This is a genomic window from Stenotrophomonas maltophilia, assembly GCF_002799245.1.
GTDB classification, from domain to species: Bacteria; Pseudomonadota; Gammaproteobacteria; order Xanthomonadales; family Xanthomonadaceae; genus Stenotrophomonas; species Stenotrophomonas maltophilia_S.
In genome coordinates, this window is sequence record NZ_NEQV01000007.1 from 192,867 (window position 1) to 204,022 (window position 11,156).

The window sequence follows — 11,156 nt, forward strand, 5'->3', positions numbered from 1 at the left end:
GCCAGAGCTCCGCAATGGCAGCGGGTTCCTCTCCCGGCGCGCACTCATCGGAGGGCAGGACTCGGCTGCCTGACTCCCGCGCCATGAAATCGGCCTCTAACAGTGCGCCCTTTCCCTGCCATGCTGGCCCTGCGAATGCCGGGTCCGCAGAGGGCGCTTTAGACGCGCCAAGCCCAGTCTGATCCGTGAATGCGGCGACCACCCTGCCGGTTCCAGCGGAACGCCTCCCACATCAGAGTCGGCGGCGTTCCACCGTACTTCAACTCATCAGCCAACCGGATGAACACCTCATCGGTAATCCAGGTTGACGGGGCAAGGTCCAGGTCCGTGAGCTTGGCCGCATGATTGGCCGCGCGTCCAACCCAGACGATGTCGTTGCCGCCTCGAATACCCGTGCGAGCAGCTCGGATTGGGCTGCTGTCGATTCCGACGACATGCCTCACGGTACCTGTCCAGTCGGGGTACTGCTGTTTCAACGCTGGCATGACGATCATCTTGACCGCATAGTTGATTTTCAACCCGGCCTTAGCCGCCGGCGTGGCTTGCCGGTCACCCACCCAGATGCCCATGACACGATCTCCGTCGTAGGAGGTGATCTTGCCGCCCTCTTTCCTGATGATCGTCGCTGCACAGTGCAGGAACGCTTTGTAGATCTCTGCACTCAACTGCCAGGCTTCGGTGTCGACCATATTCGTTGAGCCGTTCAGGTCCGCGTACAAAACAGTGGCACGATCAAACTCCACTGCGTCATTGCCCAATCGCAGATCTTCTGGATCGGGTACAACTTGACCTCTCCGTGTAGACCATCGGGTTTGTGCTATCGCCTGCACGGCGGCCGTCATCTCTTCCAGCAGTGCCACCGTCAGTCCCTCGGCCCAGCTTCGAGAATGCGGGAGCGAATTTGTTCGCATGCCGGTGCAATCAAAGCCCGGGCGTCCGGGCCAGGGGTGTATCGGTAGGGGACGGTCGTGAGCCCCGTGAGATCACTGGGAAGCTTCAGCTTGTCTTCGCGCGGCTCCATCAAGAAGGCGCGCCGACGCCCCAGGAATCCAATGAACATACCCAGTTCAAAGACGACGTTGTCGCGCATGACAGGCCACTCGTCACCGCGGCTGATGACCATGTCATCCGCGTGGGCCACGGCAATGGCAAAGTCTGCCTGTTCCAGCTGGCGCTCGAGCTCGTCAAGTGTGTAGTTGGCGGCGCGGAACACCCCGTGGTCCCATACCACCGTCAGGAACGGGTCGTGCTCGAAGTGCTGTACCAGCAACCGCGTGACAGGGAGCGCCTCCACCGACGACATCACAAAGACCCGGACCTGTCCGCGAGGTTGGGTAATCATGTGATTGCGCTCTTTTAGACGGCGCGAAAGGGTCGCGGCCAGCCGCCGCCAGATGACGGGGTGTGAATCCGCAATCCTGCTGAAATCGATTTCCGGCACCTTTAGCACTACGGTCGGCTCGCGTGCAGTAACAGTTGCCGCCCGCAGTTGCGCCGGTTCGATGGCTGCCATTTCGCCGACGTGGTCCCCAGCCCTTCGGGTATTAACCACTTTGCCGTTGACCAGCACGTCCACGGAGCCGGAGACAATGAAGAAAACGTCGGTCTCTGGGGCGCCCTGAGTGATAAAGGCCTGCCCTGTCCCCACGTCGAGCAATTCCCCGGCCTGTGCCAGCTGGGCTGCGGCCGCGTCCAAGCCGGCCAGCAGGCGGAACTCAGCCAAGGCGGCGATCAGTCGCCTGCCATCATCCGCCGCGAGGCGCTCGACGATCCCAGTCCCCATACTGCCCCCTTGAAAGTGTGAACTGGGTCCCAATATACGCCCAAAGGAGCTGGAATGAATCCGGCTGCCAGCCACGCCGTAGGCGACGCGACCCGCCCGGCCTGGCCTCCTCTTGGGCGCAGGGAGTAGCACGATGGGACACAGCTGGAAAAAAGATCGCACCAAGAAGCGCATTGCCACCCGTTACGCCGAAGTCCGCGACGTGGACATCCGCGATTACAAGCGGGAAACCTCGCTGGTGGATATTCCAGTCAATCGCGCCTATCGCGTCCAAGGGGCGCATGTCTACATCGACATCGTCAATCTGGCGGACATGCTTAGCTGCACTGACATCGAAGGCGAAACCTGCCACAAGCGGGCCCTTCGATTCCTGAATCAGCACTACCGCGCCGTCCATCGCATCCTCGTTGAAAGTGATGCCATCCGTGTGGACTTTCACAACCAGCGGCTGCATGCGGTTGTGACCAAGCCGTACGGCGATGCCAACGAACGCGCCCGGATCGAGCGCGCGGTTGCGATCGCCCAGCTCGCCATCGATGTGCTGGCTGAAACGGGCGACTCGGACGCGCACATCCCCAATGCCCAGGTTCGTGTCGGCATTGACAGCGGGATGGCGTTGGCCGTCAACAATGGTCGTCGCGCCAGCCGAGAACCTCTTTTCTTAGGCTCCCCAGCCAATCAGGCGGCCAAGTGTGCCGGGCATGGAGGGGCTGAAGGCATCTACCTGACGCACGGCGCACGTGCCGTGCTTGAACTGCCTACCTTGACCGGCAACAAGGACCGCACCACTTCGCTGACCGATGCTCAGATTTCCGCATGCGTCGAGGCCGCTGCACTCGGCATTTCCAAGTCGCGCATCATCGAACTCTGGAAAGATGAACAGGCCGAGCTCCCTATCGGCGAATTCAAGTTCAGTCGACCGACGCCTCCGCTTTCTGATCTGGACTTCTCCCTGCTCAGCGCGGCGAACTCAAGGCGATTTGATGGCGTTTCGATCTATGCCGACATTGACGGATTCACCGACTTCGTGGACAAGCACTTAGAGGAGGATCCCGAACATCTGGTTCGAACACTGCACGTATTGCGCTCTGAGCTGGATGCGGTCGTACACGAGGATTTTGGAGGGCGTCGTGTCCGTTTTATTGGCGACTGCCTTCATGGGGTGCTGCTGGAGGGCACGTCACAGACGACAGATGCGCAGGACACGGTCAGCACCGCTGCCCAGTGCGCGGGTGCATTGCGCAGCAGTTTCTCCACTGCCCTGGAGCAACTGAGCGCCGAAGGCGCGGAAGTGGCAGAGCTGGGATTGGCCATTGGCTTCGAACTTGGCCCCCTTGCCATTTCCCGCCTGGGCATGAAGGGGAGCCTTCTGCGGTGTGCCACGGGGCGAGCGGTGTTGGAATCTGAAGCCCAACAACGACTCTGCGACGGTGTGGAGACGGCCATTGGTGAAAATGCCTACAAGGCCGCCAGCGCCGCGATACGGACCGTCTTTACCGACAAGCGAAAGGCGGCGAACCTAGACTATGCCGCAGCGGTGGAGGAACTCGCCGCATCCGGGGACCGCGTGGCGAAGGCAACACTGGAGGCACACTACGCTGAAGTGGCACCCGCAGTGGCTCCTGCGCTCGCGCAGCCGATCCGTCCTCATGTGGCCGCGACGTGACGCCAAGGCCTTTGGAGCTGCTGCAGCGCGTGGCACCGGACTACGGTGCCACGTTGATCGTAGACCCTGTCGGGGGGCTGGTTGGGATCACAGTGGTTCGGGCCGGCGGAGCCGAGTACGCATTTAGATTGCTCGTCTCCGTTGCAGGCGAGCACGTCTCAGTGCGCGAGATCGCCGACCCCGGCATGCTGCCGGGGTTCTGTCCCGATCGGCATATCAACGGTGACCGTAGCTTCTGCCTCGGCTGGGGAGAAGACAATCCGAGCCGGATCCAAGACGAAGCAGCAGCGAGGCATTGGTGGGCCACGGTCTACCAGTACCTGACCTACCAGATCGGCGCGAACGCCCGCCGGGTCTTTCCTGGAGCGGAGAACGGCCGCGCGCACGGTCGTGCTGCGCAGCATCAGGCCAATGCTGAGCAGGCAGCCGAACGACTGGGTCCGGCATTCAAGGCAGATGTGCTCGCGGGGCAGTTCATGGTCCGCAAGGATTCGCGCCCTCAGAAGCGGAGGCTCGAGCTCTGGCACGGCAAACTACTCCTTGCTCGGGTGTCGACGCGCACTGAAACCTTGGTCGGGAGACCCCCAGTCTGCCCATGTGGCCGCGATCCTGACGGTGCGATCACTGCATGTGGCGACCACGCTGCGGCCCTGGTCACTTTCATCTTGGAACAGCACCGATGTGCGCTGGCCGACACAGCTTTCCTTGAGGATTGTGCGGCTGCAGGAGCGCGCTGCTGCGGAACGCTGGACATCTGCGGTCTTCGATCTGCCATCAAACGAACACAAACCGTATCCCTCAAGACAGAGAACTCACCCCGTGCAAGAACCTCAAAATTCTGGCGGCCACCCGCCAAATCAAAGCGACCGCGTTAGTGCCGCTTGGCAGCAGCTGAATTTGGTCTTGGGCTTCTTCTCCCGTGTAGACACAAAACTCTCGGTCGGCCTGGGTATCAACCTGGGCATGCTTGCCATGATCGCGACGCGGCTGCCGAAACTTGATGAACTAACGGCCCTGATCTCGGTTGCGGGCGTTTTGTTCCTTACACCGCTTACTGTTAGCTTCTGGCACCTGTGGTACGGATATTTTCCGGAACTGCGAGGCGGGTCAAATTCGCTCATCTTCTTTGAACGGGTGTCGAGCATGGCCGAGCACGAGTTCTTGCAGAAGTGCGCGGAGCGTACGCTGATGGAGTTCGAGGAAGACCTCCTGGGTCAATGTTGGCGCAATTCCAAGATTCTCTCGTCAAAATTCAGCTGTTTGAAGTACGCGTACATTGCCACTGTTCTGGCAATCGCCCCATGGATGGCACTCATCGTTGTGCTGCCTCCGCCGGCAAAGTGACACACAAGTGGCTTCTGCTCATCCAGTTGTTGAGCCGGAGCCCCGGGCAGCGCTGACAGGGCCGGGCCTTCCGGCCCAAGTCGGCCCAAGGTGAGAAACGGTGCTGGCCATTGCCGGAGTTTGGCCATCGGCTATCACACGCACGTCGCAGTTAGCTCCCTTTCGGAAGGGGATGCCAGCCTAGACGTGCAGCAAACTCACGACGATAGACGGTGTCAATCTGGGGCGGGGCTCGCCGGACGTACTCTTCTGCGAGCGTCGCAGTTTGCCCTGAGAGGCTTGCGAGGTAGGCAACTGCTTCTTCCACTGATGGGACGCGTTGATCTTCCCCGTTGAACTTCGGTGGCAGCGCCGTCCATAGCACAGTGGTAATCCCGCGAGCAGCGGCCCAGTCAGCGAGCCCAGGAATACTCGCCGGTGCTGGACAGCCATGTGTCCAGACCCCCAAGTGTCGCTCCATGTTCTTTGAGGGAATGGCTTCCCGCTCACGCAAGGCTCGCTTGGCGTCGCCCTCGTCGTCGGTACCAGCCTCAACCCAGAAGGAGGTGACAGCAGACGCGGCCGCATGCATGACCAACGTAAGCCGTCCATTGCCGGATTGCCTTAAAAACTCTACGCAAACCGTTGGCCCGTCTGCCAGCCACTGTCCACGAACCGGTAGACCGTCGGGTTGCCATACCAGCGACCCCCAACCAAGATAGGCAATCATCTTGAGCCTCTACTCGACTGCGACAGCCGTGCCGCCCACCACAAGCGGCTCATTTCGTAATCGGTCGAGCCTTTAGTCTCTGCGCTCACCATCCTGGATGCCTCCTCGTCTCAACAAGACTCTGTATTGATAGCGCTACCGCGCCATCTGCCGCGATGTTGCGCTGCAGGGTCCGACGCCGGGCGAGAAGAAGCGCGAAGACGGAGCATGCTGCTGATTGCGGACTACCCGCAAGAGCGGGTGACGCATGCCTGGGAGATAGTCGAACCCGCTGTCTTCAAGCTCAAGTACGAGGCGGGAGAGAACCTCATGCTGCAGGAGCAAGCGGCGTCGCGACGATGCAATCCGAACACCCCGGCACCCTGTGAAAGGAAGCACGAAATGGCTGAAGTACCAGAACAGCTCTTCGGCAATAAGCTGGATGGGACTATCCTGCCCCACCAGTAGCAGGCAATCGTGCAGTGCACGCCCCAAGGCAAAGCAGTCATGCCGTCTGCCCTGCTCATGGGCGACCCTCAACATCACCACTAGTGCCGCCAGGCTATCCAGAGTGCCCAGCCCGCACAAGCCCTCGGTGATCTCTCGTAACCGACGGTCTCGGCGGACAAACATGCCGGCTCGCAAGCTCGCTCCGCTGAACACTTCCAGTTGCACAGGTGCACTGAGCGACATGAGTATTGATTCTCCACAACCGCCAAGTGCCTCGTGGACATTCAGAGCGGCCCAGACCGGTGAACATAGAACCATGCGGGAGCCGGGATAGCGCGCCTCGGCTGCTGCCTGCGTCGCCTGGGACGGGACGTGTTCCGCATGGGCATATTTCACCCACACATTGGAGTGGCAGCCGGGACGCTCCGGGGATATCGACTGTCCGAGCGCGTATGCGCTGGATAGGCCCATTCGGCTTCGCAAGCATTCAAACCACAATCCGACACTGAGTGATCGCAGGCAGTACGGCACGGCTCGGTTGGCGGGAAGTATGCTCGTGCTTGCACGCATGCGGGCAAGTCGCGCCTCGCCGTAAAAGGGTATCTCTTTGAGCGCCATGGCCGTGCCCCTCCCCATTCACCTTTGATGGGTAACGAAACGCGAGTTTGTTACTCCTTCCACCATCCGTATTAGAGGGGCAGAATCAGGAGGACACAAGCGACGGGGTGTGACCACGCCATGACGGAGCGGACCAACGAATCAATCCTGGCCCCGGAACGCCGTGAGATCGAAAGAGAATTGACCTTTCATTTCGGGCCTCTCATCGGCTATGAAAACTTGCCGCGAGCTCTTGGCTATCGCTCCAGCCACGCGCTCCGCCAAGCAGAGGCACGCGGAACCTTGCCCGTGAAGATATTCAAAGTGCCCGGCCGCCGCGGCAAATTTGCCTTTGCGATGGACATCGCCGACTGGATGGTTGGGCTGAGGGCCGCAATCAGTCCGCCGGCAGTATCTGGCACCCCGCAAGATGAAGCGGCTGCTCTGAAGCCCAACCAGGAATGACGCCCCACAACCCAAACTCAAGGGGCCGGGCTTGTAGCGTTTCAAGAACAGACTCAAGACGTCCCCGAAGATGCGCTCGCCGAGCGCCGAGGAGAGTACCAAGAGCCGGAAACTAACATCTCCGAACCCTGGAAATGACTTGCCCCCGTTGGCGCGGGGGCAAGTGACATCTGTTGGAGCAGATGGTGGTGAAACTCAGCCTGTACCCTGAGGCTCACCCTTTTCCTTGACAAAGTCAAGCGACTTCCCGTTCGCGCGGAGGGGTGCGCCCATTTCCTCCCCATCTCATATGGCGGAGGCGAACCTGAATGGGCACCTTGTTCCAATCTCGAGACCGGGCAGACGTTCGCAAGCCGACGGCTGAGGAGCAGGATGATGACCGCAGGAAAAAGCGCGACCGCCAAACCGACGGACGAAGACCGCCGTGAGGGGCATCTGCCCCATTCCCCTCTCGAGCTAGCACGCGGCAAGCGCGACCGCCGCGAAATCTTTGTATTTCAGTCCCCGAAGAATGGGCGGACCGTAACGGTGGCCGACCTGGTCAACTTTTGCCAGGCGCTGATGCTCGAATTTGACCCCCAGGTGGAGATGTATGTTGAGAGGCCGCGTCGAATCACGGTAGGCGAGAAGCGCGACCTTGAGTTGAGCTTCTGGGTCGGGCGGAGGGATGGCACCCAGCACTACCAGTTTGTAATCCCTACAAAACGGGTGGCTTCACTGAGCGTTGGCTTAGTCAAGCTTCCCGCAGATGACGAGCTCATCCACATGGCCTTGAATCAAGGGCTCGTATTGCGACTTGTCCACGAAAACTCTCTGGCATCTCGCGCCAGCGAGGTCGCTGTTGCCTACGAACTACTTCCGCTTGTCTGGGCCAATGCAAAGATCGCGGGGGCCAGGCAGTTGGAAGTGAGGATTGAGGACATGCTCCAGAACGTTGAGCGCCTCACCATGAGCGCATTACAACTGCAGACGGGCCAGGCCCGGTTCGCAGTGGCTTGCGCAGTGGCAAGCCTCGTCTACACCGGCCGCGTACAACTCGTGGACTATCGCCCAGGGGATCCGGATGCCCTCGTGGAGGTGCGTCATGGCTAGGTACGAAATCTATGATCAGGCGACACTCGACGAGTGGTACTCCCCACATCCGGTTGATATTGCACCAGATCATCTCTCCAAGTTCCGCGTGGCTAAGGAAGCACTCACCGCCTTGCTTCTGGGCCGTTCCACCATCACCGCTATATCCCGGAGATATGGAATCTGCCACAAACGCCTGAAGCGCATGGCAATGAAAGCGCCCACGATAGCCCACGATGGCATGCCGCACGGATTTCGCGTATGCATTCCATGGGGCAGTTACTCGACTGAGCTTTCCTTCGAACCCGCGGAATTGCCGCTGGTTCCAGGAAGATTTGCGTGGCACAAAGTCTCCGAAGCTGTGCCGAGTGTTAAAGCCTTGATCGATGGCTTTGCAACCCATCTGCCGCCGGGCCGCCCTCCAAGCGCGTTCGTAAAATTGCACCAACGAGTCCTTGCGGAGCTGAAGCAGCACAACCTGGAGGACAAATTCCCCCTGAACGATCCTGGCAAGGGGAAGCGCTCGCTGCTTGCTTTGCTCAAGCGGCGGCAGTCGGCAGTAGCCGACGTGGACCTTTATGAACCTCAATCGGCATCGAACGCTCCTGTCGCTTTGGAGCAAGCAGTACGGATGGGCCTGTTCGCCAGAACGGAGTTTGACGCGCACCAAATCGATGTTGAATGCAAGATCTCCATCGATATGCCCAATGGCGCGCGTGTTACGCGCAAAGTGTCACGGCTATGGCTTCTCATCGAAATAGAGACTGAATCCAGGGCGGTAACGGGATGGCTTCTCTGTGTCGGCCAGAGCTATGACAATCTTGATGTAGCGCTCTGCTTGTCCAAGTCAATGGAACCCTGGGCTCCCAGGGACCTGACGATCCCGGACCTCTTCTACGCACCTGGCGCTGGAATGCCCGTCTATCAGGCAGCAACGCCGATAGTCACGCGCTCGGCCGCTGTCGCACTGGACAACTTCCTTGCGCACTCGGCCCATGCACTCGAAGCAGCATTCTGCAGGGCTCGGGGAGGTGTGATGATCTTCGGAAAGTCGCACACACCGCGCTCACGACCCATTGTAGAGCAATTCTTCTCGCGCTTGGAACGTGGTGCGCTGCGTAAGATCCCCGGCGGTTTTGAGCCCGCCAAACGGCTGGGGGAAAACAAGATCAGGATCAGCAACTTCTCTCCGGATGCCCATCCCATCCAGATGCACCTTCTCGAGGAGCTCCTGGACGTCATCATAGCCAACTACAACGCGACGCCTCACTCCGCACTCGGACAGATGACGCCGCTAGCGTATCTCACGAATCGCAAAGAGTCAGCGTTTGCGTTTGCGCCGGAAACCTGTGGCCTGGATGCTGCAGATATGGCTTCGACAATCGTAAGCCTGCCCGTAAAAGGCAACAAGGATAATGGGGAGTTGCCCCATGTCACCTACTTGTATGCGGACTACCGATCCCCTTCCCTTAACGATAAATGGGGACTGATTGGCACCAGGATTCTTGCGCGCGTGAATAGGCGCGATCTTCGTTCAATCGTGCTACTTCAAAGTGCCACCGTGCCATTCGGAGTGGCTACCGCGCGAGCGCCTTGGTCGCGCGCGCCGCATGACGAGAGGACGCGAAGGATCATCTGTCGTTGGTCCAAACAGCGCAGTGATTTCTCAATCGCTGGCGTGGAGTGTGCAATTGAAGCCTTCATAGCGCATCTTCGATCTACTGCAGACACGTCCCAACCCGCAGTCGACCAACTTGCGCGCTTGCAGCAGTTGCACTTCGGCCGTCTGCCCGACATTCGGTCCCAGCCAGCTCACATCCCGGTAAGAGTCCCCCGGGGAGGCAAGGTGAATCTTGATGACTAGATCGGACCTTGCGGAGGCCATCATGGCCGTCCGTCGCCTTGACCCCGACCATCCACTTTTCATTGAGTCTGGCTACCGTATCAACACGAAGCCTGTCGAACGCATGGCGGATTTCGTTCTGTACAACATTCAGCAGGGTCATCATGGGTGCTCTCTTTATTCAGAGAGCGGGGTTGGCAAATCCACGGCGCAAGACTATCTAGTCGAAACCGACTGGCGCTGGCTCGTGGAGGACGGACGCCGCGCAGGTGTGGCCAGGGCAATCGTCGCAACCTCAGATGCATGCAGGAGCCCGCTGAGCTTCTGGCACGCGCTTTCACATCAACTGGGAATGCCGCGCTGGTCATCGGCCAGGCCTCACGAGCTGAGGGCACGAATACACAATCACATGCGCGCCGCGTGTGGGCACGCCGACGTACGCAGGTACGTATTGTTCATCGACAGTGCTCAACGGCTCACCAATCTTGAGTTTCAGTGCTTAGAAGATCTTGATAACTTGATGAGCAAGGACAGGCTTACTCTCTTTTTGGTCTTTGTGTACCAAAGTGACCAGCAGGGCATCGAGCTTGGCGACATGTGGCAGCACCATCCGTCACATGTTGTTCGCCGGTGGTTTCTGGACTCAGCCCCATTTCTTCCTCTTGCGGCGCGAGATGAGGTCAGGCATGCCCTGTCGCGCTACGACGGCGCAGCATGGTGGCCGACAGAGGACATGCCATTTTCTAGATACTTCGCCACCGACGCATTTGATCGCGGATGGCGGCTGGAATCTGAAACGGAGATGATTTGCGATGCTGTGTCCGCCCTCCGGAGGGAGGTGGGACTTCCCGAACATAGTGGCTGGCCGATGTGCTCCTTCACATCGACCGTGCGGAATCTGCTAACGAACGCTTGGTTTCAGCAGAGTTTCGAACGCTTCACTCCATCTGACGTCCGTGCTGCGCTTGTGCATGTCGGGTACCTGCGAACCGAGTTCATTCGCATGCGCGAGAAGATGTCCGACAAGGCAATCGCCATCATTGAGAAGATACAGAATACGGCAAACCAGGTAGGGGGAAGCAATGAATAGCTCTCGCGCCGTAAATCCTTCTACGCCTCGGATTGTCGGCGCAGAGCATGAGTTCTATCCATACATATCGGGCTACGGCGTGCTGCAGCGGATCGTTGCACTGGGCATGCCAACAAGTGAGCAACTCATGATCATGGGGGTGAGGCGTAAGACTGGGCG

General features: G+C 59.5%; 10 protein-coding genes. 8 read left to right on the top strand and 2 right to left on the bottom strand.

Annotated features, from left to right (window positions below):
• Positions 1 to 158: 158 nt before the first annotated feature.
• On the bottom strand, positions 159 to 860 hold the full coding sequence (locus B9Y64_RS19345; protein ID WP_024956864.1) for an adenylate/guanylate cyclase domain-containing protein: 702 nt from the start codon (positions 858 to 860) through the stop codon (positions 159 to 161).
• Positions 861 to 862: 2 nt separating this feature from the next.
• A complete protein-coding gene (locus B9Y64_RS19350) occupies positions 863 to 1,783 on the bottom strand; it encodes a TIR domain-containing protein (protein WP_088428977.1) in 921 nt (306 codons plus the stop codon).
• 133 nt (positions 1,784 to 1,916) lie between these two features.
• Between B9Y64_RS19350 and B9Y64_RS19355 the strand changes: the two genes are divergently transcribed.
• The 8 genes from B9Y64_RS19355 to B9Y64_RS19390 all read left to right on the top strand — a co-directional run bounded on the left by B9Y64_RS19355 (position 1,917) and on the right by B9Y64_RS19390 (position 10,997).
• A complete protein-coding gene (locus tag B9Y64_RS19355) occupies positions 1,917 to 3,449 on the top strand; it encodes an adenylate/guanylate cyclase domain-containing protein (RefSeq protein WP_043033494.1) in 1,533 nt (510 codons plus the stop codon).
• A gap of 92 nt (positions 3,450 to 3,541) precedes the next feature.
• Positions 3,542 to 4,324 (top strand): E2 domain-containing protein, encoded by a 783-nt coding sequence (locus B9Y64_RS22610; RefSeq protein WP_369332838.1) that lies wholly within the window; start codon positions 3,542 to 3,544, stop codon positions 4,322 to 4,324.
• Positions 4,325 to 4,421: 97 nt separating this feature from the next.
• On the top strand, positions 4,422 to 4,793 hold the full coding sequence (locus B9Y64_RS22615; RefSeq protein WP_242015730.1) for a Pycsar system effector family protein: 372 nt from the start codon (positions 4,422 to 4,424) through the stop codon (positions 4,791 to 4,793).
• Positions 4,794 to 5,709: 916 nt separating this feature from the next.
• Positions 5,710 to 5,949, top strand: a complete 240-nt coding sequence (locus B9Y64_RS22075) for a hypothetical protein (RefSeq protein ID WP_126412177.1) — start codon at positions 5,710 to 5,712, stop codon at positions 5,947 to 5,949.
• Positions 5,950 to 6,669: 720 nt separating this feature from the next.
• Positions 6,670 to 6,993, top strand: coding sequence for a hypothetical protein (locus tag B9Y64_RS19375; RefSeq protein ID WP_024956858.1), 324 nt, complete (start codon positions 6,670 to 6,672; stop codon positions 6,991 to 6,993).
• Between the two features lie 375 nt (positions 6,994 to 7,368).
• The gene (locus B9Y64_RS19380) at positions 7,369 to 8,085 is read left to right on the top strand and encodes a hypothetical protein (RefSeq protein WP_049401583.1); all 717 of its coding nucleotides are present in this window, start codon (positions 7,369 to 7,371) and stop codon (positions 8,083 to 8,085) included.
• The gene (locus tag B9Y64_RS19385) at positions 8,078 to 9,928 is read left to right on the top strand and encodes a hypothetical protein (protein WP_024956856.1); all 1,851 of its coding nucleotides are present in this window, start codon (positions 8,078 to 8,080) and stop codon (positions 9,926 to 9,928) included. Before B9Y64_RS19380 ends, B9Y64_RS19385 begins: the two co-directional genes overlap by 8 nt.
• A gap of 22 nt (positions 9,929 to 9,950) precedes the next feature.
• Positions 9,951 to 10,997, top strand: coding sequence for an ATP-binding protein (locus tag B9Y64_RS19390; RefSeq protein ID WP_072167141.1), 1,047 nt, complete (start codon positions 9,951 to 9,953; stop codon positions 10,995 to 10,997).
• The last annotated feature ends 159 nt before the right edge of the window (positions 10,998 to 11,156 follow it).

Excerpts from the sequence above, each read along its gene's own strand:
- B9Y64_RS22615 (WP_242015730.1), top strand. The coding sequence starts at position 4,422 with ATGATCGCGACGCGGCTGCCGAAACTTGATGAACTAACGGCCCTGATC.
- B9Y64_RS19385 (WP_024956856.1), top strand. The coding sequence starts at position 8,078 with ATGGCTAGGTACGAAATCTATGATCAGGCGACACTCGACGAGTGGTAC.
- B9Y64_RS19375 (WP_024956858.1), top strand. The coding sequence starts at position 6,670 with ATGACGGAGCGGACCAACGAATCAATCCTGGCCCCGGAACGCCGTGAG.
- B9Y64_RS19380 (WP_049401583.1), top strand. The coding sequence starts at position 7,369 with ATGACCGCAGGAAAAAGCGCGACCGCCAAACCGACGGACGAAGACCGC.
- B9Y64_RS19390 (WP_072167141.1), top strand. The coding sequence starts at position 9,951 with ATGGCCGTCCGTCGCCTTGACCCCGACCATCCACTTTTCATTGAGTCT.
- B9Y64_RS19355 (WP_043033494.1), top strand. The coding sequence starts at position 1,917 with ATGGGACACAGCTGGAAAAAAGATCGCACCAAGAAGCGCATTGCCACC.
- B9Y64_RS22075 (WP_126412177.1), top strand. The coding sequence starts at position 5,710 with ATGCTGCTGATTGCGGACTACCCGCAAGAGCGGGTGACGCATGCCTGG.
- B9Y64_RS19350 (WP_088428977.1), bottom strand. The coding sequence starts at position 1,783 with ATGGGGACTGGGATCGTCGAGCGCCTCGCGGCGGATGATGGCAGGCGA.